25 protein-coding genes are annotated in these 25,819 nt (G+C 33.7%); 14 read left to right on the top strand and 11 right to left on the bottom strand.

The window, feature by feature from the left end; translation table 11 throughout:
* Positions 1–108 precede the first annotated feature (108 nt).
* Both ACWNT5_RS04875 and ACWNT5_RS04870 read left to right on the top strand, forming a co-directional pair.
* Positions 109–792 carry a response regulator transcription factor gene (locus ACWNT5_RS04875; protein ID WP_456516784.1) on the top strand — a complete coding sequence of 228 codons (684 nt, stop codon included), beginning with the start codon at positions 109–111 and terminating at the stop codon, positions 790–792.
* The gene (locus ACWNT5_RS04870; RefSeq protein ID WP_299605155.1) at positions 792–1,871 is read left to right on the top strand and encodes a sensor histidine kinase; all 1,080 of its coding nucleotides are present in this window, start codon (positions 792–794) and stop codon (positions 1,869–1,871) included. Before ACWNT5_RS04875 ends, ACWNT5_RS04870 begins: the two co-directional genes overlap by 1 nt.
* Here the strand turns inward: ACWNT5_RS04870 and ACWNT5_RS04865 are convergent.
* Positions 1,809–2,864, bottom strand: a complete 1,056-nt coding sequence (locus ACWNT5_RS04865; RefSeq protein ID WP_456516783.1) for a glycosyltransferase — start codon at positions 2,862–2,864, stop codon at positions 1,809–1,811. The two genes, ACWNT5_RS04870 and ACWNT5_RS04865, sit on opposite strands and share 63 nt — an antisense overlap.
* Positions 2,865–3,283: 419 nt before the next feature.
* On the opposite strand from ACWNT5_RS04865, the gene trmB reads away from it, so the two are divergent.
* From trmB to ACWNT5_RS04850, 3 genes are read left to right on the top strand one after another with little or no spacing between them, the layout of a single operon-like run.
* The gene (gene trmB, locus ACWNT5_RS04860) at positions 3,284–3,958 is read left to right on the top strand and encodes a tRNA (guanosine(46)-N7)-methyltransferase TrmB (protein WP_299605158.1); all 675 of its coding nucleotides are present in this window, start codon (positions 3,284–3,286) and stop codon (positions 3,956–3,958) included.
* A 14-nt stretch (positions 3,959–3,972) separates the two neighbouring features.
* The gene (locus ACWNT5_RS04855) at positions 3,973–4,608 is read left to right on the top strand and encodes a LysE family translocator (RefSeq protein WP_299605159.1); all 636 of its coding nucleotides are present in this window, start codon (positions 3,973–3,975) and stop codon (positions 4,606–4,608) included.
* A gap of 10 nt (positions 4,609–4,618) precedes the next feature.
* On the top strand, positions 4,619–4,954 hold the full coding sequence (locus ACWNT5_RS04850) for an MGMT family protein (RefSeq protein WP_299605161.1): 336 nt from the start codon (positions 4,619–4,621) through the stop codon (positions 4,952–4,954).
* Between the two features lie 26 nt (positions 4,955–4,980).
* Here the strand turns inward: ACWNT5_RS04850 and ACWNT5_RS04845 are convergent, their stop codons facing one another.
* Positions 4,981–5,811 (bottom strand): hypothetical protein, encoded by an 831-nt coding sequence (locus ACWNT5_RS04845; protein ID WP_299605164.1) that lies wholly within the window; start codon positions 5,809–5,811, stop codon positions 4,981–4,983.
* 176 nt (positions 5,812–5,987) lie between these two features.
* Here ACWNT5_RS04845 and ACWNT5_RS04840 point away from each other — a divergent pair, with 176 nt between their 5' ends.
* Together ACWNT5_RS04840 and ACWNT5_RS04835 are read left to right on the top strand one after the other, a co-directional pair.
* The gene (locus tag ACWNT5_RS04840; RefSeq protein WP_299606346.1) at positions 5,988–7,130 is read left to right on the top strand and encodes an Mrp/NBP35 family ATP-binding protein; all 1,143 of its coding nucleotides are present in this window, start codon (positions 5,988–5,990) and stop codon (positions 7,128–7,130) included.
* A gap of 3 nt (positions 7,131–7,133) precedes the next feature.
* Positions 7,134–7,373: a NifU family protein gene (locus ACWNT5_RS04835; protein WP_456516782.1), complete on the top strand. Its 240-nt coding sequence runs from the start codon at positions 7,134–7,136 to the stop codon at positions 7,371–7,373.
* A gap of 43 nt (positions 7,374–7,416) precedes the next feature.
* Here the strand turns inward: ACWNT5_RS04835 and ACWNT5_RS04830 are convergent, their stop codons facing one another.
* The 9 genes from ACWNT5_RS04830 to ACWNT5_RS04790 all read right to left on the bottom strand — a co-directional run bounded on the left by ACWNT5_RS04830 (position 7,417) and on the right by ACWNT5_RS04790 (position 20,254).
* Positions 7,417–8,553: an acyltransferase family protein gene (locus ACWNT5_RS04830; RefSeq protein ID WP_456516781.1), complete on the bottom strand. Its 1,137-nt coding sequence runs from the start codon at positions 8,551–8,553 to the stop codon at positions 7,417–7,419.
* A gap of 108 nt (positions 8,554–8,661) precedes the next feature.
* Positions 8,662–9,840: a helix-turn-helix domain-containing protein gene (locus ACWNT5_RS04825; protein WP_299605170.1), complete on the bottom strand. Its 1,179-nt coding sequence runs from the start codon at positions 9,838–9,840 to the stop codon at positions 8,662–8,664.
* Between the two features lie 12 nt (positions 9,841–9,852).
* Positions 9,853–10,749 (bottom strand): metallophosphoesterase, encoded by an 897-nt coding sequence (locus ACWNT5_RS04820; protein WP_456516780.1) that lies wholly within the window; start codon positions 10,747–10,749, stop codon positions 9,853–9,855.
* A gap of 596 nt (positions 10,750–11,345) precedes the next feature.
* On the bottom strand, positions 11,346–12,968 hold the full coding sequence (locus ACWNT5_RS04815; protein ID WP_299605177.1) for a hypothetical protein: 1,623 nt from the start codon (positions 12,966–12,968) through the stop codon (positions 11,346–11,348).
* Positions 12,969–12,984: 16 nt separating this feature from the next.
* On the bottom strand, positions 12,985–14,130 hold the full coding sequence (locus tag ACWNT5_RS04810; RefSeq protein ID WP_456516779.1) for a tryptophan 7-halogenase: 1,146 nt from the start codon (positions 14,128–14,130) through the stop codon (positions 12,985–12,987).
* Positions 14,127–14,573: a hypothetical protein gene (locus ACWNT5_RS04805; protein ID WP_299605181.1), complete on the bottom strand. Its 447-nt coding sequence runs from the start codon at positions 14,571–14,573 to the stop codon at positions 14,127–14,129. Before ACWNT5_RS04805 ends, ACWNT5_RS04810 begins: the two co-directional genes overlap by 4 nt.
* A gap of 6 nt (positions 14,574–14,579) precedes the next feature.
* Positions 14,580–16,790: a LodA/GoxA family CTQ-dependent oxidase gene (locus ACWNT5_RS04800; RefSeq protein ID WP_299605183.1), complete on the bottom strand. Its 2,211-nt coding sequence runs from the start codon at positions 16,788–16,790 to the stop codon at positions 14,580–14,582.
* 15 nt (positions 16,791–16,805) lie between these two features.
* Positions 16,806–19,061 carry a tyrosinase family protein gene (locus tag ACWNT5_RS04795; RefSeq protein ID WP_299605185.1) on the bottom strand — a complete coding sequence of 752 codons (2,256 nt, stop codon included), beginning with the start codon at positions 19,059–19,061 and terminating at the stop codon, positions 16,806–16,808.
* 275 nt (positions 19,062–19,336) lie between these two features.
* The gene (locus ACWNT5_RS04790) at positions 19,337–20,254 is read right to left on the bottom strand and encodes a LysR family transcriptional regulator (RefSeq protein ID WP_299605188.1); all 918 of its coding nucleotides are present in this window, start codon (positions 20,252–20,254) and stop codon (positions 19,337–19,339) included.
* Positions 20,255–20,414: 160 nt separating this feature from the next.
* Between ACWNT5_RS04790 and ACWNT5_RS04785 the strand changes: the two genes are divergently transcribed.
* The 7 genes from ACWNT5_RS04785 (at position 20,415) to ACWNT5_RS04755 (ending at position 25,819) form a co-directional block, all read left to right on the top strand.
* The gene (locus ACWNT5_RS04785; protein WP_299605190.1) at positions 20,415–20,636 is read left to right on the top strand and encodes a hypothetical protein; all 222 of its coding nucleotides are present in this window, start codon (positions 20,415–20,417) and stop codon (positions 20,634–20,636) included.
* 483 nt (positions 20,637–21,119) lie between these two features.
* On the top strand, positions 21,120–21,701 hold the full coding sequence (locus tag ACWNT5_RS04780; RefSeq protein WP_299605193.1) for a DUF4255 domain-containing protein: 582 nt from the start codon (positions 21,120–21,122) through the stop codon (positions 21,699–21,701).
* A 56-nt stretch (positions 21,702–21,757) separates the two neighbouring features.
* Complete coding sequence (locus ACWNT5_RS04775) at positions 21,758–22,531, top strand: hypothetical protein (protein WP_299605196.1); 774 nt, start codon at positions 21,758–21,760, stop codon at positions 22,529–22,531.
* 70 nt (positions 22,532–22,601) lie between these two features.
* Positions 22,602–24,233, top strand: a complete 1,632-nt coding sequence (locus tag ACWNT5_RS04770; protein WP_456516778.1) for a phage tail sheath family protein — start codon at positions 22,602–22,604, stop codon at positions 24,231–24,233.
* A 40-nt stretch (positions 24,234–24,273) separates the two neighbouring features.
* Positions 24,274–24,747, top strand: a complete 474-nt coding sequence (locus ACWNT5_RS04765; RefSeq protein ID WP_108805100.1) for a phage tail protein — start codon at positions 24,274–24,276, stop codon at positions 24,745–24,747.
* Between the two features lie 83 nt (positions 24,748–24,830).
* Positions 24,831–25,274: a phage tail protein gene (locus ACWNT5_RS04760; protein WP_456516777.1), complete on the top strand. Its 444-nt coding sequence runs from the start codon at positions 24,831–24,833 to the stop codon at positions 25,272–25,274.
* A gap of 11 nt (positions 25,275–25,285) precedes the next feature.
* Positions 25,286–25,819, top strand: coding sequence for a phage tail protein (locus ACWNT5_RS04755; protein WP_299605205.1), 534 nt, complete (start codon positions 25,286–25,288; stop codon positions 25,817–25,819).

Raw genomic sequence — 25,819 nt, 5'->3', positions numbered from 1 at the left:
AAGGTTATGAAATATTTATGTTAGTTTATTGTTTATGGGTTCTATAATTAACGATACTTCATTTTAAGCTAGTATATTTACCACTACTGAAGTAATTCAATTAGAAAAATGAATAAAAAAGACATCACCATTTTACTTGTAGACGACGAACCTGATATTTTGGAAATTGTAGGATATAATCTAACTACCGAAGGTTACAATGTCTTAACAGCAGAAAATGGAACTGAAGCTGTAAAAATTGCAAAAAAGAAAAAACCACATTTGATTATTTTAGATGTAATGATGCCAGAAATGGACGGAATCGAAGCTTGCGAACAGATTCGTAAAATGCCAGATTTGCAAAATACCATTATTACATTTTTAACTGCACGTGGAGAAGACTATTCTCAGGTAGCAGGATTTGATGCTGGAGCAGATGATTATATCACTAAACCTATTAGACCAAAAGTTTTAGTAAGTAAAGTAAAAGCATTACTTCGTAGACTTAAAGAAAATGATGCTTCCGAAAATGTAGTGAAGATCGGTAATCTTGTTATTAACAGAGATGAATACAAGATTGTAAAGGATAAAAATGAAATTATATTGCCAAGAAAAGAATTCGAATTATTATCTTTATTAGCCTCAAAACCTGGTAAAGTCTTCAAAAGAGAAGATATATTAGACAAAGTTTGGGGTAATGAAGTGATCGTTGGAGGACGTACTATAGATGTTCATATCCGAAAGCTTAGAGAAAAACTAGGAGATGATAGTTTTAAAACCATAAAAGGGGTAGGCTATAAGTTTGTGATATAATGGCAGAAAATTTTAAAAGATCGTACAGGTTTGCATACCTGTCATCTTTATACATAACAATACTACTAACGCTCATAGTGAGCGTTTTTTTATATGTTCAGAATCAATTTAATATTCTGTTTGTATTAGGCTTTATCATTATATGTTATGGAGTTGCTTTTCTAATTATTCAGTATCGAGTTCAGAAATTTATTTACCGTAGAGTTCGAAAAATTTATGATGATATAGAAATGTTGGATGTAGATACCAGAGGCGAAAGTCCAGTTACTACCGATATGAGGACCTTGATAAAAGAGGTAGAAAAATTTGCGCAAAAACGTAAAACAGAAATAGAAACATTAAAAATCAGAGAAGATTATCGTAAAGAATTTATGGGTAATGTTTCTCATGAGCTCAAAACCCCTTTGTTTACAGTTCAAGGGTATATACTTACGCTGTTGGATGGTGCTATGAATGATCCAGCGATTTTAGATAAATACCTTAACAGAGCCAATAAAGGAGTGGAAAGGCTGATCTATATCGTAAAGGATTTAGATATGATCACAAAGCTCGAAGTTGGTGATCTTAACTTAAATTATACCAATTTTGATATTGTAGAATTAGTGCAAAGTGTTTTTGATCTTTTTGAGATGAAAGCCGCTAAGAAAAATATTGCTTTGACTTTTGATATGAACTATCAAACCCCGATCATTGTTCACGCCGATAAAGAACGTATTCAGCAGGTATTATCTAATCTTATTGTAAATTCTATTAAGTACGGAAAAGAAGATGGTACTACAGAAGTCAGCATAGAAAATTTAATACGAAATAAAGTAATTATTAGAGTTACAGATAATGGAGAAGGTATTGCGGAGGCACATATACCTAGACTTTTTGAACGTTTTTATCGTGTGGATAAAAGTGGTTCTAGAAAAGAAGGAGGTTCTGGTCTAGGACTGGCAATTGTAAAGCATATTATCGAAGCGCATCACGAACGTATATATGTAGAAAGCGACTATCGAATTGGAAGTGAGTTTTCATTTACTTTGGAAAAAGTGAAAAAGTTCCCTGTAGTCGATGTCAGTACTAAAACTGCTTAGTCCTTTATACATATTAAGGTCATATAATTTTTTTAAGGTAAACTCATTTTGTTTACAACTTGGAACCAACTTATTATTCGTTAGACGCTGAGCAAGATATTCTTGTTCAAATTGACCAGGAGTAGGTATAAAGAATGCTTTTTTCTTAAGTTTTGCAAGATCCATTACTGTAGTGTATCCGGATCTGGATATGATAATATTACTACTGTTAATGGTATTTTGAAGTGCAATGCCTGTTAGGTAATTATGAACGGTAATATTATTCTTAACATAGGTTTCGTGTTGATCTTCGATGACACCTCTTACAAAAACGATTTTTTTGTCACTACGTTCAAATTCTTGAAATAATTTCTTCTCCAATAAAGTGCGCTGAGGTTCTGGTCCAGAAAGCAATACCATAATATCATATTTCTTTGGCAAATTCTGGTAATTGAACCTGCTTAAAGGTCCTAGATAGGTAACCGGAATATTGCTTCGTTTAGGATGTCCTAATTCTCCACTTAAACTTGGATCGTCGGCCATGTCTGGTACCCAGCAAACATCAAATTTTTTGATATACTTATTATGAATTTTTGTACTTATAGAAGTTGTACTTCCACTTAATACCGTTAGCTGATGTGTAATAAAAACTGATGGGAGGCTTTTATGTCTAACACCCATTCTATTATCCGATATAATGCCATAGTATTCATCAGATTCTATAATTTTTTTAGTAGCCTTTTTTTCAGCTGTAATAGCATGAGCAATTTTTGGACTGTTTAAGAGCATCTTTAATTTAAAGTTACTAGCCTTTTTGGAATACTCTATATTATAGGAAGGAATTTCTTTAGCAGTTAAGTTTGGAAACTCCTTTTTAAGCAATGCAAGAGCTACTCCATCAGAAGCAATAACAGGTTCAAAACCTTCATCGATTAATGCGTTTATTATAGGAATACAGCGAGTAGCGTGACCTAATCCCCAATTTAGCGGTGCAACAAGAACTTTTTTACTCAAAATCAGTTGTTTTGTAAATTAATCATATAAAAAAAGACATCGTCTAATTTTAAAATTAATAGTATTCTCGTAAGTATATATTTCCTTAATTTTACCAAAAAATTATGTTTAGGTTAGTGAAGCTTTACATTCAAAAGCGAAGTGCATTGCATGTATTAGCTGAACTAATCCCGTTGAAGAATGGGATCCATTAGATTATGTGTTTACATTCAAAAGCGAAGCGCATTGCATGTATTAGCTGAACTAATCCCGTTGAAGAACGGGATCCGTTAGATTGTAATTTACATTTGAAAGAGAATCTAATATGAGTATATCATCTTAGTTGTTTGATCTTTTTTAGAAGTAAAATAAATAATTGAGATCTGAGCGTAACATAATCGGCATTAAACAGTCAAATACATATAAGAAGAATAAAATCAGTGGGAAGTAAAAACAAATTAAAGCGTTTTAACGAAAACAAAACTTTTCAGAATGTGGTAGAGCCAACCAGGGAGGAAGTGTTGAACAATGCTCTCGGTTATAAAGGGAAATGGGGTGAGAAATTTTTTAAAAACCAAAATCCGATTGTATTAGAATTAGGATGTGGTAAAGGAGAATATACTGTAGGACTAGCAGAAAAATATCCAGATAAGAATTTTATAGGTATCGATATTAAAGGTGCTCGATTTTGGCGTGGTGCAAAGACAGCCATCGAAAACGAAATGAAAAATGTTGGTTTCATTAGAACACAAATCGAGCTGGTGGAGTATATTTTCGATGCTAATGAGATCGATGAAATTTGGATCACCTTTCCAGACCCTCAGATAAAATATAAGCGTACAAAACATAGAATGACTAACCATCAGTTTTTACAGCGATATAAAAATATCTTAAAGCCAAATGGTATTATGCATCTTAAAACAGATAGTGAGTTTATGCATGGATATACCTTAGGATTGTTACATGGAGAAGGCCATGAAGTACTTTATTCGAACCATAATGTATATCATCAGGAGGGTTCGCCAGAAGAGGTAACTTCTATTCAAACTTTTTATGAAAAACAATACCTAGAACAAAATAAACCTATAACTTACATCCAGTTTAAAATTACCTAAATTGCGTCATCGATTTGGAAACTACTAAACTCTTTTTAGTTACTTTTTTTGCTTCTCTAGTTGGAGTAATTCCTCCAGGATTGATCAATATGACGGTAGCTAAAACGTGCTTAGAAAGGGGGAAGAAAAATGGCATTTTGGTAGCCATTGGAGCATCTTCCATAGTTTTTGTACAGGCATTATTCGCAATATTACTAGCAAAATATATCTTCTTTAATCCGTATGTAAAGAATATGCTGCTTAGAACAGGAGCAGTGATATTTTTTTTAATGGCAATTTATTTTTTTGTGAAGGCAAAACAAAGAAGAACTAAAATGAAGGTATACAAGCATGCAGGTTCTCGCAGTTTTTTTAAAGGAGTAATGATGTCTCTGGTAAATGTATTACCGATACCTTATTTCTGTACTATAGCAGCTGCCATGAGTGTAAGTGGTAAGATAGAATACGATGCGCTTCGAATTTTTATATTTGGAATTGCAGCAGGAGCAGGAACTTTTGTAACGCTCTATTTTTATGTATTATCGTTTTTAAAGATTGAAAAGAAAACTGCTTCTATTACCAAGTATTCTAATTATTTTATGGGAATATTGATGCTTATTTTAGTAATGCTTACCGTTGCAAGGATAATTTATACCTGGAATGAAGGATAATAGGAACACTATGAGTACTAATACAGACAATAATTTCTTTGATAGGGTATATGAGGTGGCTAGATTGATTCCGTACGGAAGAGTGACATCTTACGGAGCTATCGCTAAATATCTTGGAGCTGCAAGAAGTGCGAGAATGGTTGGTTGGGCTATGAATGCATCTGGAAAACAAGAAGATGTACCTGCACACCGAGTAGTAAATCGCAAAGGTGTATTAACTGGCAAACATCATTTTGAGGGTACTAACTTAATGCAGCAGTTATTAGAAAGCGAAGGTGTAGAGGTGATTGAAAATCAAATTCAAAATTTTGAAAAATTATTCTGGGATCCCATGAAGGAGCTATAATCATAGTGAATTAAGAACACTAGTTTTTAAATAAAAAGACCTAACCCAACCGAAATAGTAGAGAAATTAAATCCACCAATTCTCAAGTATTCATACCCTCCAATTATTTTATATTGATTGATATGATAATTCAATAAGCTGTTTAGTCTATTTGAAGAAAAAGAGTTGATAAAAGATTGGTTGTAATTGATTTCAATACTCAAAGGATTTATAAAGAAATATTCTGCACCAATACCGTAGGTAAAACCAAATTCTTCTACCTCGCCAGCAATATATGTAGCTCCTACACCCCAATAAGCATTAAATTTTTCTGTTCGGATTCTGTTATATTTAGCAAGAATGGTATAGGTAGCCAGAGAACTATTGCTATAGAAAGATTCATGTTCCCAGAGCTGTAGATAATTAGCTTCTAAACTCATTCTTTTTAAAAATCGAAAATCTATATGAGCAGTATTGCCATATAATTGGTCTGTATCTTTTAGGAATCTATTAGCGGCTGTAATTCTGTATAGATTCGTGTCTGCTCCCCAATTATATGAGTAATTACCTTTATTGGAGATAAAATAAGGGTGTTTGGTAATAAATGCTTTACGCCCTTTATGTTTTCTTTCCATCGGGCTTTCTATTAATCCATAGTACGTGGCATACAAACCAATCTCCACAAAAACTTTGGTAATTCTTCCTAAATTACGATCATTTTGAGATAAAAGATTATCCGAGCTATTAGGATTAGTTCGAAATATATCAGCGTTATTTTCCTTGGATAATCGCTGTTGTGCAGTTTCTAGTGAACCTTGACCAGAAGCTGTTAGTGCAAAAAATAACAAAAGGCAAATCATGCCGATAATTCTTTTCATTGGGGCTACAGATTTTAAATCTTAATAGCCAAAAACACAAACTGTACCATTTTGGAAAATTTCATTATCAGCATTGCCAATATTATGATAATTCATTTCAATTTATAGGTTTTAGAATCTTAACTTTTAGAGCTATCTTTGCAGTTAAATTTGCTTTAGGAAAAGAATTATTACAAATGAAGTTAGAAAAATCAGAGATCATAAAGGCTTTAGAGACTATCACAGTTGCAGGAGAAGGTAAAAATATGGTAGAAAGCGGAGCTGTGAAAAACGTAATTACTTTTGGTGATGAGGTGATTGTAGATTTAGAACTGTCTACACCAGCGCTACACATCAAAAAAAGAGCTGAAGTTGATGTGATGAAGGCTATCCACGCTAACGTCTATGAAAAAGCTAAGGTAAAAGTAAACATTAAGGTAAATGCTCCAGCACCGAAACCTCAGGAACCTAATGTAATCAAAGGGAAACCGATACCAGGAATTAAAAATATTATTGCTGTTGCCTCTGGTAAAGGAGGTGTTGGTAAATCTACAGTAACTTCTAATTTAGCAGTTACCTTATCCAAAATGGGATTTAGTGTAGGACTTTTAGACGCTGATATTTATGGGCCTTCGGCGCCTATTATGTTTGATGTAGAAAGAGAAAGACCCTTATCAGTAAAGGTAGGTGATAAATCTAAAATGAAGCCTATAGAAAGCTATGGAGTAAAAATATTATCGATAGGATTTTTTACACAACCTAATCAGGCAGTAGTTTGGAGAGGACCCATGGCGGCAAAGGCATTGAACCAAATGATTTTTGACGCTGCTTGGGGAGAGTTAGATTTCCTTTTATTGGATTTACCACCAGGTACAGGAGATATCCATTTATCGATTATGCAATCTTTACCTATTACTGGTGCGGTGGTAGTAAGTACTCCGCAAAATGTAGCATTAGCAGATGCTAGAAAAGGGGTTGCTATGTTCCAACAAGATAGTATTAAAGTTCCAGTTTTAGGAATTGTAGAAAATATGGCTTATTTTACTCCAGAAGAGCTTCCTAACAATAAATATTATATCTTTGGAAAAGAAGGAGCCAAAAATCTTGCAGACGATATTAATGTGCCATTTTTAGGAGAGATACCTTTGGTACAGAGTATTCGCGAAGCGGGAGATGTAGGTCGCCCAGCGGCATTGCAAACAGCTACTTCTATAGAGAAGGCTTTTGAAGAATTGACAAGAAATGTGGTACAGGAAGTTGTGAATAGAAATGAAAATTTACCACCTACAGAAGCAATTAAAATAACAACAATGGCAGGATGCTCTGCAGTAAAAAAATAGAAAATGACATCTGAAGAATTAAAGATTAATGTAGAGAAAGCACTCGATGAGATCCGTCCGTTTTTAGAAAGTGATGGAGGTAATATCTCATTAGTAAGTATTGAAGATGATAAGAGAGTCAAAGTTCAGTTAGAAGGAGCTTGTGTAGGTTGTAGCGTAAATCAGATGACATTAAAATCTGGAGTAGAGATGACCATTAAAAAATATGCTCCTCAGATCGAAGAAGTTGTAAATATAGAATAATCTATATTTCGTTAATACAAACAAAAGCATATGCTCAAGAGGATTATTTCTCTTGAGCATATGTTTTTTTAAGACCAAATAATGGTTGTAAAAACGGGATTTTTAGAATGATAAAATGGTAGATAATCCAGCTAATTAAAAAAGTTCCTAATACCATAATGATAAATTTCAGAGTGATATTCCATTCTAAATTCATCAGATAATATCCTATACCTACAGTAATAGTTTGATGTAGAATATAAAAAGGATATACGGCTCTATTACAATATGCAAGGATGTTACTTCTTCTATTTAAATACTTAGCCGCATAACCAAATAGTACTAATATCCATGACCATAGATTAACTACTTTTACCATACCTTCTGAGAAGTGAATAATTATGCTGTCTTTACCGATTACCCAGATGATAGTTTGTATGATGAATGCAATAATTCCAATCCACAATGCTTTTTGTTTAAATAATTGAATTCGTTCCCAAAAAATAGATTCGCAAGAGATTAACAAGAATCCATAAAAAAATAGTACCATAAAATTGATAAATGTAAACCAGTCATCTATTAGTGCGTGGGTTACTGGGAAAAATGGTTCTATTAATGTTTCTATGAGATATAAAGGAATGATGAAAATATAAAACCCAAAAGGTTTTGTTAGTTGCCTTGAAAGCCATTGTATTATTTTAGTATGTCTGTTTTTCAGGAATACCAGAATGGGAGATAGTAACAATGAGTATAGAAATAAGTATGGTAAAAACCACAAATGGTGCCAGCTGACATTACCTTCTGGATAGACTCCTGTATACGCTTCTGTAGTTAGATATGAAAAATAAGACCCTACAAATTCGTTTGTGGCTAATCTTTCAAAATAAATTTGTGGAGGTACAATTAATAGCATACCAAAGGCTAAAGGAATACCCAACCGTAAGAAACGTTCTAGATTAAATTGCCATAAACTTCTTTTGGATAAAGCGTAATAAGTTCCCATTCCCGAGATTACGAATAAAATAGGAAGCCGCCATTGATTAAGGAATAACATAGGCCACCGCATTCCTTCTGAGATGTCATTGTTTTTAATATGCCATCCCCAAGGAACGAAAAACATTCCTACATGATAAAAAATAAGCAATGCAAATACGATTACTCGTAACCAATCTAAGTCGTATCGACGAATTTTTTGATCCATAACTTTTGAAAATTTGTTTCTCCAAAAGTGAAATAAATCTCTTTTTATTAAAGCAAAAAAGTGTCTAAATACGTCCTATATTGTAATACTACACTTTTTTAAATGGTGTTAAGATGTATTTTGTAAGGTTACAAAAGCTTTCGGAGACAATGCTACATGTTTTTTGAAAGCATTGTAAAAAGCTGATTTTGAATTAAATCCTACCGAGTTGCCAATAGCTTCAATAGTAAGATGAGCATATTCTGGATCTGTTAGTCTTTTTTTAGATAGTTCGATTCTATATTGATTAATAAAATCATTAAAATTTAAACCAGTAGAGGTGTTGATGATTTGTGATATGTAATTAGCACTCGAATTTAATTCCTCAGATAATCTTTTTAAAGAAGCTGTATTGATTAAATAAAACTCTTTACTTTCTACGAAGTTTTTTATCTCGTCTATAGAAATTTCTTGTCCCTTATAACTAGAAGTTTCATATTTATCTGCAATCCAGGAGTTTTCGAAAAATCTCGATTCTGATAACAAAACAATACCTGTTATAGTAACTATTATAGTATGAAAGATAAAAATATAATGATCCCCTCCATCATCATCATAGTTTAAATACACTATAAAAATCAGTAAGAAAAATGCAAGTAATCCTATAGACGTATTCTTAGAAAAATCGAATTTGTCAATCCTAGTATGTTCCGAATTTATCTTTGCTCTTTTGGCTTTATGTATGATGATAAGACGAATAGAAAGTACTATGTAAAAAACAAAACTAAATAAAACTAACCATCGGAACTCATCCTTTATCAATTGATACGTGTAATCTGTGTTTTCTGGAACTACAGCTCTTTTTACATTAGGATAGTAAGCTCCTAAATATGCATTTACTTTTACCGAAATAGGTTCTAAATAATACTGTATTTGTGTAAAAAAGTATAGAATAGCTGGTAAGAAATGTACACTATGCTTTTTTATTGTAATAGGTTTTCTAACCAGAAGAGAGTATACAAATAAGTAAATAGATGGCGCTAAAAGTAAAACTAAAGGTTCTGTACTGTCATTAAAATGGAGTACATATTTTATCAAACCTGTATAACATAAAAAAACATCTGTAGCTATAATGGATTGTATAAGTAATGACCACCCATAAATTCTAAATGCTTTACTTTTTTTAGAAGTTCTTAGAAGAATTACCAAACTGATTAGTAATCCTATAAATATACCAAGACTAATAAAATAGGAAGCAAAATTATGTCGTATAGGAATTTGATCTATGATCTGCTGTACTTGTTCCATAGCAGCAATGGTTTATTCTGTAATAAAATCTGTTAACTTCTGAGGTCCTTCTAACGGGACTCTAATTATTTTTAATGTACCACCATCTGTTGTAGCAATTTGCCATTTGATTAGCGTGATACAACCATTTTCAATTTCAATTCCAGTAATTGATCTGGGATGTACACAGCTTCCATCATTAAAAAGTGCTAATTCACCTGCTTCTGGAAAACGAGGGCGATGCGTATGCCCTATGATTGTAAACTGATTTTTGTGATTCGAAATCCATTTTTTTATTCGCTTCTCTACTTTTTTAGTCTCTCTATAGTTTTTAGCAGGGCTTGTAGGATCTGCGATACCCACTACCTGCAAAGGTTTCCACAACACGCGAACCAAAAATCGATTGATTCTCCACCCAACATAGTTCATAAAGTCTGCCTGATGGCCATGTAATAAAAAAATGTCTTGTTTAGTATTGGTATGTCTTAGAATAATTGCTTCATGATATTCAATATTTGGAAAAAGAGGAACATCATCATCAATCTTTCGATCATAAAAAGAACTTAGATACTTTTTTACATATTTTGGATCTCTATATACCATATCATGATTACCCCAAATCATTGCTAATCTATCATTAAAATAGAATTTCTGGAGTAATTCATACACATTTTTATGTGCTCTTAGAATAGTTTCAAAATGTAAATTTTCCCATAGTTCATCTCCATCTCCTAATTCGCAATAGGTAAATCCTTCGCTAAAGTAATGTTGTAAAGCGTGGAAATAAATATTACGATTATTCGCAAAATCATCGGCAAAACTGTTATCACCTCTATGGCAATCACTAAAAAGAATAAACTTAGAACTGTCATCGAAAGGGATAACTTTTGCGTTTTCATAAGCGCGATCCAAACGGGATTGAGATGACATAGAAGGTACTTTTTGTATAAATATACAATACTCTATGTTTTTTAAAAGCGTAGTACTTGATAAATATTATGAATGACTAAGAGTTCGATTTTTTCTTAAATGGAAATTACTTAAAATCATTAAAAAAGCTACAATATATAACCACCATGTTTGATTGTAGTTTAGATAATAGGCAATAAGTAAAATGAATAATCCAACGGTGTATACTATAATGTTGATCCAGGATTTATTTTTATAATGCTTCCACATTAAAATAATACTTCCCAAGAGGAATAGAGCAAGTATTACATATTTCCATTTAGAATTATATTCTAATTGATCGAAACCGATGTAACTAAAAAATGAAGCATAAGCAGCCCAACAAAATGCACATTTAGGAAATAAAAAAAACACAACAGCGGATAGTATATTTAGAACACTCATCCTTTTTGTAGAGCTACCTGATAGTTTATTAGCATTTTTGGTAGTACAAGAGCAAGGTTTATTTTTAAAGGTATACATATTGCTGTTGCGTTTGGTTATGAAACTTGACTCGATAATTGAGATTACATAATACTTACGTAGTTTTATCGAAAATTAATTTTAAGCGAAACCGTCTATTTTGAGGGTTTTTTAGGCACACCTTTTTCCCATTGTGCTTTGCCTAATAACCAGCTAAAATCACCACTGAGCTGATCTCCAGAAGTTAGCTTTCCGTTCTTGTACAGATAGATGCCAGCACTAGAGTGACATCCCATACAGCTTTCTGTACCAAAAATAGTAATATCACTTACTGGATTTGCTTCCATTAAATTTGAGGCAGATTGATTCCCTCCCTGAAAAAAGGTCTCCATTGTGATATTGGTAAGTAATGCAAGATTTGGATTTCCACCAGGTTTGTTAACTACAGATTCTGGTACTTTATAACCACTTTCTGTGTGATTGCCAGGAGGGACATTCTGATCTAACGGATATTGAGTATCGATTAATCGATAGTATTGCCAAACACTTTTTTGTTGTTTAAAATAGGTCTGCATTTTTTCATTAATTCGCTGTACTCTTACGGGTATATCTACCATTCGTTTTGCCTGAGTTTTCATAACATCACTGTTGGCAAAATATTTATCCGTACTACTACTAGAAATTGTCCAGAAATCTCCATGAACTCCTTTATTATGAGTATATGTCGTTCCGTTTTTTGTAACATCTATGTTTACAGGGCAAATTTCGCAGTTAGGGTCTGTAAGTGATGGAGGAATCACTGTAGTTTTTCCGTCTTTTTCAATTACATTTTGATCTAAATTATCAATATGCTCAAAAGTGGACCATACCCATTGTTTGCCTGTTGGTGTTTTTTGACTAATATGAAAACCAATCATTCCTAAATCTTTTTTAACTAGTGAAGTGCCATCTGGCCCGATAATATATCCTTCTTCCGTATAATATCGATCTTTATAATCCTTGTCAGTAAGTATTTTCCATGCAAATTTGATTTCTACAGCTCCTAATTTATTCTCCTCATAATTCCCTTTAGGAAAATTAGCAATTCCAGTTTCTGAGAACTTAGTCTGACCATTAATATTATAAAGTTTATTAGAAACGATATAATCGAACTCCTCTTTATTCATGAGTACTTCATATACAACTACATTTCCGTTTTGATCAAAAAGTTTTCCGGCGAATGCCTGATCTACTTCATCTGCGATATCAAAGTTTTTACTGCTTGTAGGTGTGTTTTTAGAAAGCACTACACGTGCATCGTTATTAGATAAAATAGCATCTGATAAACCTAATCCCGAGGCAGTTCTTGGGCTTCCCCAAGGAGCTGGAGTTTTTCCGTCTGCTCTGTACACCTGAAATGCTTCTTTCCATCCTAACCAGGTAGGTTCTCCTTTATCTGTAAATTTTTCTGTTGGCTTTCCTTTTTCATCTCTTGGCCACATAATTGCAATAAAAGCTTGCCAACTGTATTCATTGAACTTTTGATTTAGTCCGAAAATGTCTTTTTTGTCTTTGAATTTTTGCTGAATTACTGGATTTACATCTACTGGAATATCGGGAGAAAATGTTACAGGAGCTGGAATTTTTTTGTAATCATTAGTATTTACAGTAACTTCTGCAGTATCGATCTGCTCTTTAACGGTAACCTTGTCTTTACAAGAAAAGAATAACATCGAGATACATGGGATTACCCAAAGCTTATTAAAATAGGTGTATAAAAGTTGTTCTGTGCGTTTCATAATATATAATTTTAGGTTAATTAGTTATTGTTTGTAATCGCTGTCTTCTTTCCCAAAATGAAGAATTAGGGTAACGTCGTTCTTGTGCGTAGTATTCTTGCCTTTTTTTTAAGTACCCTTTATAATCTTGCGTAATAATGTATTGGTACTTTGGTAACGCTAAGGGATCTCCTTTTAAAAAATCAACAGTAGCATAAGCTGCAAATTGACTCATTGTTAGAGATTTGAAAATTCCTAAAGAAGAAATAGGATCGTAGCTGGATGCAGCATCTCCAACAGCCAGCCAGGAATTACCGACAGATGAGCTTAGAAATTGGGTATGTGCAGCAACGATTTGTGGTTCTATGAGACTTGCTGAGTTTTCTGTTCTCGAATTTGTATGGTTTGTTTTAAATAGGTGCTTGTCAAAAATATCGGTTCTGCGAATTTGCATTTTATTTGCAATATCTGCATCTGTCATGTATGCAATTACCAGTTTTTCATTAGGTAGTGCAGCGCTATACCACCATCCATATGTATCGGTTTCTACAAAGGTGCCAGTACCTAAATCTGTTTTATTAGAATTGGCAATATTATAAAAGCGGTAAATACCTACCATTCGATCTTCTTTTATTTTAGTTACTTGTTGAAGACATGAAAAAGCAGCTTTTTTTCCTGTAGCATCAATAACAAAACGGGATTTGATAATTGTTTGTTTCTGATTTGAATTGGTCTTTAAATACCAGAATTCGGATTTTTTTTCGGAGGATAAGACACTAGTTTTAAATTGTATAGATACTCCCTTTTTTTTGGCTTCTTTTATCATAAACTGATCAAAAGTCAGTCTATCCATATGCCAGCCATATCCATAAGTAGAATACATATATTCATTATGATACAATTCAGAAGAACCCCATGAAGCAGAGGTACCATAAGACTGTTGGAAATTACACTTTACGAAAGAATCCCAAATTCCTAATTGTTGTAATTGCTGAGATGCTTGTGGAGGAATGGTTTCTCCAATTCTTGGTAAAGAAGCATCATTGGGTAGCATATTGCTTGCTCGTTCTAAGATCGCAACAGATAAAAATGGCGCTTTATTTTTTAAGGCTATTGCTGTTGCGCATCCTGCAACTCCTCCACCTATAATACAAACATCATATGTCAGTTTTTTGCTGGTCATGAACTAGAATCTTGTTTTACGGCGATCCATTGAGCAACCACTCCAGCTGGAGCTGTAGATTTACTATTAGGCCCTGTAGGATGAGGAATTGCTCTAACGATAGATCCCACAATTGCAGGGCGTTGGTCAACGCCATTCATCCAGTTTGGTATGAAATATCCTAAATAATTATAGATCCATTCGGCTCCTCCAACAATACCTTTTCCTTGGAATTGTAACGTGAAAGGATTGCCGTAGCCAATTGATCCTTTTAGTTTTAATTCCCATCCAGGACCATAAATCAAACCATCTAATGTTTGAAATGGAGCTTCATTTATTTTTATGTTTCCCCTTCCAAATTCTAAAGAGTCAAAGTCTGCATCCAGATCAGGATTACTTAGAAAACTTCGATAGGTCCATATGCCGGTTAGAATTTCCGGTACAGAGTTAATAGCTGTATTCATAATTTTTTAATTTGAATTATTTTCTTTGTTAGATTCCCCAGAACTTTGACCTAAAACACGATTACCTGGTTGTACAGGGTCTCCTAATGCTTCATTATTACGTTCTACCTGATAGAATTGTCGTGTGATTCCTTCTCCTTCGGATATCAAAAATCCAAGATCTTTCCAAGCCTCTACCATTTGAAGATCTCCTGCATTGTTGTTAGGTATTCCAGATGCCCAATACACTTGAGAACCATTCAAAGATTCAGGAACTACAATAGGTCTATGTGCTGGCCACCAAGGAATATTATATGCTATTTGCTGTTCTACAGGATCACCAATGGATTCTGGATAAATATTGTTCCATTTTTCGTAGGTAGTATTGATGTTTTGAAAAGTACATTCATGAAAATCTGCTTGCCATGGAATTCCAATATACTTTGTAAGATCTCCAGGTTCCATTCCAGCAGCGATATTAGGTGCAGTACTTCCATCCTTGTTTGCAATAGGTTGCGGAATGCTAAGTCCTCCAGCGATATAAGTAGCATGTTTTATTCTATAAGGTTCGCTATAGATTGCAGGATTGTCTACAATCCATGAGAGTTCTCCTCCGGGACAAAAAGCACCACCCAATACATTACTTAATACGCCTCTATCAATTCCAATCCCTGTTGTTGGGGGGGTTGCCCAAGGATTTGTGCAGGATGAGTTACTTTCTCCCCATTCATCGCATTCATTTACAAACTTTCCATTTGCCCATTGTTTTAAGAAAAACAGTTGGGTTTCTGTCATAGAAAGAAATTTTTGAGGAGCGGTATTGGTTAATGGATTATCTCCACAAAGTAGTGGCATCAATCTTGGCTTATTAGAAGTTAGGTTGTAATTGCCTTCTACTTCATACGCATTGAGTTGATCCGTTTTCCTCATGATTCCATAAACAAATTGTCGTAACCTGTAATAAGGGTCTTTTCCGTTTTTTGGTGGAATAGAAAGTGTTTTATAATCTAGATTACCTCCTGTTCCTCTATTATGAGGATCACCACCGCCAAAGAAGTCAAAGACAAAAGTGTACTTAAAATCATCTGGTCTTCGTAGTTGTGGCCATAATTCTTTATAAAATTTTGGATAATAATCTGGATTGTAATGTGCTTCATTTCTCCAGATATCAAATTCTTCGGGTGTTTTTGGACTATTAGTTTCTTTGGTAAAAGGAGGAACTCCAAATACCTGTGGATCATAGGCCATTTTACGTACAAAAAGATCATACATCTTTTCATCCATGGTAATCATATCTTCCATTTCTGGCACATATCTTGGATACCCGACGACTACCCATGCTGGGACTTGTACGTCCATCATTCCTGTAGTTTTTACCTTTTTTTCTTTATCACCATCATAAACGGTATCCATAAATGTGTATTCGATCTTGGCGGTTACGGGGCCATCGGAAATATCATCAAACCACCCATCATTATTTACAAAACTTTCGATAACTGGAGTTTTGGTAGATCCTGAATTTCCGTTTCCGCCTAATACGATCAATCGGATGTTTTTTTCTTGTTCATTTACTAATAAACTGCCTAAGGTTTCAATAGTATTTGGTTGAATATCCGAAGGAGGAAATGTTTGTGGATAGGATACCTTTTTGTATTTGCTGGTATCGGTTTTTTTACTTTCTGAACCAAATTTTGCAAAAGATCCTCTATTGTTTTTTAGGTTTACGGTTAATGGTCCAGGATCGATAATCAGCTGTCTTCGAAGATCAGGTTGTGTTACTTCTGGATTGCGAAGTGGATGATCAGGAGCATACCCTTGTTGTCCGTTGGTTTCCTGAAATTCATACCAGGAAGCTTTTTTATTGGCTAGATGAACAGTCCAATCAATGTCTGTAACTTTTCCTTTTACAATTCTTGGGGCAGTAACTGCAGTCTCATATACAAAATTGTAACTGCCTCCTACTTTAATTTCTTCTCCTTTAGTGTCTCCATTTTCATAGGAGAAAATCCTGAATCTTGCTGCTTGTTTTTTGATTTTAGATAAATCATTACTGTCTTTAAAAGAACTAACCCTTATAGGGTTTCCTTTAGAGTCTTTTTGTTCTCTTCCCATTTCATCACAAGCAATTGGTAAGGTCCCAGGTTGTTCTGGAGTTAGATAAAAATCGTCATCTGTATTACCAAGCCTTGCGATTCCAATACTTGGGTGAATTTTAAAAGTGGTATATGTATTGTCCATTATGTGTTGCTTTAATTAGTCCATGAAGTTTAATGATACACCATCGATATAGATAGCATTGTCTATGGGTTTGCCATCGATACCTGCAATAACTAGTTGTACGGTAATATTCTTAGCACCATTGTTTAATATCCTTTGTACAGCATCTGTAGCATTGATTTTATAGTTTCTAGGTTCATGATGATGTAATTGCCTGTAGTCAAAATTTCTTGTTTTGTCTAGTGGTAAATTGCAATGTCCTGGTCCACCATAGCAGCTTCCATGAAATGTGGAGATTTCTTCTACAAAGTGATCATTTCCATTGGTTGGAGTATCTATTGTAGCATCTGGACTGTTTAGAAACACTCTGATATGTGCATTTGGTAAATTACCACGTTGTACACGATGGATTTTTATTTCGGCTTTTCTGTGTGTATCTAATGTATTGGTCGAAATGGTAGCTGGTGCACTATTAAATTTTACCAAGCCTACTTTGCTAGAGACATCATAGAATACAGAATCTCTCATGTAGGTGTACCCGAGTTTCTGAATGCTCATAGTATCTTTAACGGTCATAGACCATGGAGCCAAAACAGCATTCATCTCCTGAGGAGTTCCGTTGTGTAATTCTTGCCATCGTGCCCATAAACGATCTACGTTAGAATGATGTGCCCAAAACAGTGGATCGAAAGCAGTGATTCGATTATCTGTCATCCAGCCGTAAATAGGATTTTCTTGGTTCTGAGGATCTATAGTAAGGCCTAAATCAGCATAAATTTTTTGCCACTTGGTATTTCCTTTATAAGGATAATTGGGATTCGTACCACCAGAGAAGTTATGCATTCCGTTATGTACTTTTTCCAAAGAACCATAATGATGGTCATAGGATGGTCCGCCACCGAAATCACCAAAATTGTCTAGAGAAAGTAATACATCAATGTCATCTTTGGTTGGATAATGAGAAAGAGGTCCCATAGATCCAGGCCATCGATTTGGAAACCAAAGTGGATTTATTTCTTTAAGGGTATTATAGATGGCTCGGATTTTATCAGACCATACAGCAACATTATTTACATTGATAATTTCATAAGGTATTCCAGCTGCTTTTAAAAAACGTAATCCAGAGTTATAAATAGTTCCTTTTTTTACAATTTTTTCTAAGGCAGCAATTTCTTTTTTAGTAAGTATAGATTTTCCTTCGCTTGTTTTTTGATTCTTTAATTGATCTAATCCTTTTTGAGTAAGGAAACAGCCATAAGCCTCAGGAAGTACTCCTAAGTCATATTCTTTGTTATTAAAAGTGTTTTTGTTTTGATCTGCGTAATCTGACCAAGACCAATAGGGTAGCGCAATATCTTGATCATAATCCTTTAATTTTTGTTCGAAAAAATAAAGATAGAGTCTATGCCATGTTGTAAATTGTTCCCACCCATGTTGACAGGAATTAGTATGAATTCTTGCCCAGTAGTCAAAGCTTCTCTCATCTTGCCAATAATCTGTGTATTGAAACATGCAATTCAAAGCTTCTCTAAATGTTCCTAGTTCTTCTGGAGATAAGGAACTTACTTCTTTTCTAATGGTTAATCCTTTATTATCTCTATGATCCTGATTTGTGGTATTAGTAGATACAGGGTGAAGCAATTCTCCGTTCGCTAGAGCAAGATGATTATTGCTGGTAGTTAGGTGTACTTCTTTTTTAGAATTTTCTTCTTCTAGCGTCAGAGGACAATCGGCATCAATCCAATTTGCTATTATTTGAATTTGATCTGCTGAAGCTGTTGCAGTAGCATCCCACAGTAATTTTGGGAAAATACTACCATCAAAAGGATACAATCCTTTTAAGCCTTTAATAATTGCAGACTGATCACTCCTTTTATATGCAGGAGGATGGGTTCCTCCTCCACCTCCTTGCCCTCCTGAAGGCCAACAATCTCCAATAGATGTATGTATTGGTGGTTGTTGTACCGAAGATACTGCTGGCTGTTGAGATGCAGTATCTGAGGATTTTTGTTGAGATCCACAACACCCATCGCTTTTTTTTGTGGGTTGTGAAGCAGGAATATTCATGTGAGAATCATCTTTAGACCCGCAACATCCCTTTGTTTCACTTGAAGTGTTATTTGCCTTTGGTGCAATAAGACGTTGTCCATATAAGGAAGCAGTTATGAAAACTTCTGGATCTAACCAAAAAGCATGCAATCCTTGATAACTAGGAACCGTTTTTCCCTGTAATGAATTTAGAATCTCTTTTACGCTTTCGTATTGAGATATTTTTCTCTTTTTACCGGACATAATTGTGAGTTATAATTTTAATAAAGCAGTGCTTCTCAAAGTTATAATCGAAAGGGAATTTTTGGTATGGGTATAAACCCCTGTTTTATTGATTTTAAGGGTTTTTTAATTAGTAACACGTTGATTTTGTGAGAAAAAGAAAGAACTCTGGTTGCTTTGTTTTGGGGTAAAAGTAGCGCTTAAAAGAACTTAGTAAGCTTGTAATTTATAGTGAAAAAAGGTACCTATTGTAGATTAAAATACTGATTATAGGTTACGAGATTTGTAGGAGGAGATCAATTTAGAATATGGAATTTATTTTTAATAATTTCATCCTTTTTATCTTCAACATAGTTTAAAAAAGCCTCTGCTACTGGAGAAAACTTTTTGTTTTTTAACCATATTAGATTCCATATAGTTTTAATTGGAAATCCTTTCACTGGAATAATTTGTAAACGTCCAGCTTCTAAATCATTTCTAATACCAATAAGAGGCATGATCGAATAACCAAGACCAGCAATTACAGCCTGTTTTACTGCTTCATTAGAAGTAAGTTCCATTTTTTTTCGAACTGGTAGATCGTTACGTTCGATATAGGCTTCCATGGTATGTCGAGTTCCTGATCCTGGTTCTCGATAAATTAATGGAAGTTCGGTAAAAATAGATTTGTTATAATTTTTTTTATGAAACTGTTCAGAAGTATTTCCTACCAAAAATAATTGGTTTTCCATCAATTTAGTTTTCTCGATTTTTAAATGCGTTGGTAGTACTGAAACAAGTGAAAAATCAACAGTGTTTTCTTCTAAACTTTTTATTACTTTTTGCTTATTGGTTACATCTAGTACAAGATCCACACCTTCATGTTGTTTCATAAAATCTGACAGAAAATATGGGATAATGTATTTACCAGTAGAAACAACCGATATTTTTAAAATACCAGATAGCTGTCCTTGATAAGCATTAGTCTTGTAACTTATTTGGTTTACCTCATCGATTATTTTTTTTGCAGCAATAGCGATTTCTTTACCAAAATCAGTAACATAAAGTTTTCTTCCAATTACCTCGGTTAGTGGAATTGGAAACTGATCTTGAAAATTTTTAAGCTGAATAGAAACTGCAGGTTGGGTTAGATGCAGCTCTTCCGATGCTTTCGTAATACTTTGTTTTTCTGCGATTTTTAGAAAAATCTGTAATTGATGCAAAGTATAATTCATAAATATAATTAATGATTGTAATTACAAATATAAATGAAAATATATGAAAAATATCCTGTAAATTAGAGATTATAAAAATAAAGTCATTGATTAACAAATATTTATAAATATTGTTTTGAATCCATAATGAAATAAAGTGTTTCATTTAAAATTTAGATATATGGAGTTATTGAAAAATGCAAAGGACTTCCTAAAAAGAAGTATGAGTAATATGAGTACCAGTGACCGCGTATCTGCTTCTAGAGAAGCTAAATTACTAGTATTAAGTATAAATGAAATATATAAGAAAAGTAAAGACCCAAAACTTATGGATGTTATGAAGCTAATTACTCTGAAAAAAAGAAAAATAGATAAAAGATTGAAAGGACTTATTACTACGTAAACTAAATAATTATTCTAGTCTTTAATTTCAATTAATATGATGTCTATTGTAAAACACAAACTTGAAAAAGAAAAATTAGCTTATACTAAAATTTGAATTAGTTAAAGAACTATATAACGCCCTATATAGTTCTTTATTTGTGATGCTTTCATTATCAATTATTACCTAAGTAGCTGCTTTCAAGGGCAGCTACTTCTTTTTTGGATGTCTATGTGATTTATAGAATAGAGAAATATCTCTAATTTTCTTCTTTTTAGTAATGTACTAAAAACAACATCCTTACTGGACGAACTTTCCCTAGTGTAAAAATATTAGAATCCTTTTGGAACAAGGTTTAATTAAGTGTCGTAAAAGTGATATTGCGTCTATTTACGACATTTTTTTGTCGGAAATTTCTAATCATTTGACGGACAAGTGCTAGCCTTTGCGCTGCTTAGTCAAGTACCTTTGAAACATCAAAAATCAATAAACTTAGTCTAAATCATGGTCGATGTTGTATTAACAGTTTTAAAGGATAAGCTCAATGAGTATTTTAAAAATGTAGTAGGTACTACAGAATCTAATATTATAGACTTTATAAGTACAAATAATAACGATCCTGTTTCTTTTACTAATGATAAAATAACTCCTTTTCTCATTAATATTTCAGAGGATAGAAAATTTAGAAATGCAGATCAATATGCTGGCGTAATCCGAAATGGCATAAAAACCCAAGCAAATCCTGAAATAAGAATTGAGTTATTGATTTTGTTCGTATCCAAATTCAATAAATATGATCAGGCACTTAAGTTTTTATCACATGTTATTAAGTTTTTTCAGGTCAACCGAATCTTTGATCCTCTGAATTCACCGCAATTATCAGATGAAAATATAGAGAAGTTGATCGTAGAATTAATATCACTTCCATTAGAAGAACAAAATCAAGTATGGCATTCTTTAAACACATCATACCTGCCCTCAGTATTATATAAAGTACGTCTGCTATCTTTTATAGACGATCAAAGTATGGAGTTTGTGGGAGAACCAATATCCAAAACGAATCTTAATCTTCATCAAAAAGTATAAGCTTTTAACAAATAGATCTATAAACAAGTCCAATATCGAATCAAATAAAGTATAACATGGAATATCGCGAAATTTTTGACATAGAGGTTTTTCACCCTGTTTTATTAGAATCTAATGCTGTAGTTCTTGTACCTAAAAATGAAACGAGAAAACACTTAAGTAACCTTGGATTTGTAATAAAGAAAACAGAAAAAGGAATAAAGGTTTTAGCTCCTATATCTCAGGGAAATATCGGTTTCCAGCCTTTGAGCGAAGATGACAACTTTACTTTTTATATATATCCAACTTCAGATACTACTCAGGAGATTACAGATTTTTCTAAGATAGATGAAGGTCATATGATCTCATTTTCTAATCAAGATCTTTCAGAAAATAGTCAGGAATTAGTAAGTAGCCAAGTAGCAAAGGAAGGAGTTTTTGGAGGATATCCTGCATTAGGAAGTATTCATATTATAGGTCATAAAATTAATCTTACATCTTTAGAAGAACCAATAATTTTTAAAGCTGTATTTGGAGCAAAGTCGGTAAAGTGGAAATACTATTTTGTTTCTAATACCGAAGATACGGATATCAGCTTAGAGTCTAGAGATAATCAAATTAGTTTCAATGAAGTGATAGTAGATGAAAACACCACGGATCAGATTATAAATTCCATTCAATTAAATTTTCAGAATACCCAAGTTAAGATTTTCGAATCTAAAGATTTGGTTCCCTACAGTAACAAACCCATTAAGAATATCAAACTACTTCAAAACGGTGATATTCTTATCAATCATTTACCCAACCCTCGAGCAGAACAACAAGGAATTCAAATAATTAAAATTAAATAAGAAAGGCGGATCTGGAAAAACGTATTGGTTTTTAGAAAAGCCTAGTATAAACATGTAAAACTATTAGAATATGTCTAGATTTTTAACACCAGATGTGTATACAGAGGAAGTACCTCTATTACCACAATCTGTAGCAGAGGTTTCTACTGCGGTACCAGCTTTTATTGGATATACGGAAAAAGCGGTAAAAAATGGGAAAGATATTACAAACAAAGCCATTAGAGTATCTACTTTATTGGAGTTTAAAGAGGCTTTTGGAGGTGCACAATCAGCATCTTTTAAGGTAAGCATTTCGGATGATGATGCTGTAGAAAATATAGAAGTAGAAGCTCCGAAGCATACTTTATATCATGCCATCGATTTATACTTTAAAAATGGTGGAGGTGATTGTTATATTATATCCATAGGAAGTCATAATGATGATCATGATAAGGAATCATTCTTAAATGGCTTAGAAGCTTTGAGTAAGGAAGATGAACCTACCTTGATTATGCTTGGCGAAGCAACAAAATTAGATGCGCCTGATTATCACGAAGTATGTCAAAGTGCCTTAGCTCAATGTCAAGAGTTAAAAGATAGATTTTGCATTTTTGATATTAAAAAAGATGATGAAGATGGAACATCTTTTAGAAATGGAATAGGTACAAATAATCTAAAATATGGTGCTGCTTATACTCCGTATTTACAAACATCACTTACCTATCGTTACGAAGAAGATCTTGTGGAAGTATCAGGTTCTTCGGCAACTGAAACCTTACAATTAGAAATAGCCGGTGCGATTAGAGTTGAATACAATGGATCTTCGCAAGATGCTCCTAAAGTTAAGATCAACAAAGGATCGGGAAGTATACCTTCTTTTAGTATTGCTGATGCTGTATTAACCATGAATGTTGGAGATGGAACTCCCGCTAGTGAAATTATAAATGAATGGAATACATTTTCAAACAAAGGCGATTTTGATATTATTTTATTAGATGGAGCTGCCGTTGTAGAGTCTTCTACAGGAACCACCGACCTTATTACTACTGGTGGTGATAATGCATCTGTTAGTTTGTCAACTTTCAAGGAGTCTCGTTCTGAGTTATATAGCAGAATTATCAGTGAGGTATCTAAACAACGCATCACGTTACCACCAAGTGCAGCAGTAGCTGGTGCATATGCTACTACAGATAGAGAAAGAGGTGTATGGAAAGCACCAGCAAATGTGAGCTTAAATGCTGTTATCGGTCCTATCGCGAAAATTACTTCTAAAGATCAGGAAAAACTAAATGTTGATGCTACAAGTGGTAAATCTATTAATGCTATCCGAAGTTTTGTTGGAAAAGGAACCATGATTTGGGGAGCTCGTACACTAGCTGGAAATGACAATGAATGGCGATATATACCAGTACGAAGGTTATTCAATATGATAGAAGAATCTACCAAAAAAGCATCTCAGTTTGCAGTTTTTGAATCTAATGATGCCGTGACTTGGTTGAAGATGAAGGCTATGATCGAAAGTTTTTTATATGGCGTTTGGCAACAAGGTGGACTAGCTGGAGCGACTGAAGAACAAGCATATTTTGTAAATATCGGATTGGGAAAAACCATGACGCAACAAGATATTTTAGAAGGAAAGATGATTGTAGAAATTGGACTAGCAGCTGTGCGTCCTGCAGAATTTATCATATTGAAATTCTCTCATAAACTACAAGAAGCATAATTAGCGCAGAAAATTTAATGAACAAGTAAAAAGTAAAACAATGGCTTTAACTAAAGAACAAATAAAGACAGATTACCCTTTAGTCACCTATAATTATAGGGTAGATATCAACGGAGTATCTATAAGTTTTTCGGAGGTATCAGGTTTAGAATTATCCTTCGAAACAACAACATATAAGGAAAGCTTTGCTACAGGAGGAAAAGTAGGCCCGAATATTATGTACATGCCAGGACAGATCCAACCAGTAAATATATCTATGAAAAAAGGATTGGTAAAAGGAAAGAGCATTCCTGTCTTTTATGATTGGATCAATGATATACAATTGAATCAGGTAGATAAAAGAGATATCGTAGTGCATCTTTTAGATGAAACAGGTAGTACTGTAGTGAGCTGGAAAGTTATTGATGCTTTTCCAACCAAATTGACTGCGCCTTCTTTTGATGCAAGTTCTAATGATGTAGCTATAGAATCTATGGATTTAATGGCATTCAGAGTTACTATGGAAGAAGCATAGTAGGTGGATAAACTAAGTAAGTTCTATTCTAGGAAATAAAACCAGAATGATAAGTCAATATAAATTTTAAAAACCAAAGTATTGTGGCAATTGATAAACAGAAAATTAGCGAAACCTATCCGTTACCGGTATACAATTATCAGGTAACGATTAACGGAGTTGAAATCATGTCGTTCTCAGAGATTTCAGGTTTAGAAATTGACCATGATCACGTGTTGTATCGACATGGTTTTAGTTGGGCAGTAGGTGATCATTTGATCCGTGGCCAAAGAAAACCGATTAATATTTCTTTAAAAAGAGGGTTGATCAAACGTAGGAGTGATTTATATGACTGGATTAAATCTGGCGAAAAGAAAGACATTAGAATAGAGCTTTGTGATGAAGCTGGGATGGGCATCATAGTTTGGGAGGTTTCCCGAGCATTACCTTTCAAATTAGATGCTCCATCGTTTAGCGCTAGCGCCAGTGAAGTAGCAATAGAGAGTCTCGATTTAATAGCTCATGACTTACGAGTAAAATACAATTAAAGAGTTACCATATGTTAGATGTTTTAAGAGCAATCAATTTTGCAGATAAAGAGCCTTCATTATCACATAGATTTGGAGTATTCTTTCTATCAGGCGGCGTTATTCCTAATCCAATAGATATTAGGTTTCAAAAAGTAAGTGGTATTAGTACCGAAGTGCAATTGGATACGATAAATGAAGGTGGACAAAACCTACACGCACATCGTGTACCTAAAAAGATGAATTATAACAATTTGGTACTGGAGCGAGGTTTTGTGGCCAGTAGTTTAGCTGATGGTTTAGATAGCCTTAGTCTACCAGGTTTTGGTCAGATGCGTTCTCCGCTGATTTCTGAATTCAATGCGACATTTTCATTTTTTAAGTTTAATCCTTCTAATGTACTAGTCACATTATTTAACGAAAATGGTATTCCGATTGGTGGGTGGTTATTTCTAAAAGCATATCCAGTAAAATGGTCCGTATCTGATTTGGATGCACAATCCAATTCCGTGGCCATCGATACAATGGAGTTAGCATATACACGATTTCAAATTTTAAGATTATAA

This window comes from Aquimarina sp. 433 (assembly GCF_054054605.1).
This window is presented reverse-complemented; position numbering and strand designations above follow the sequence as displayed.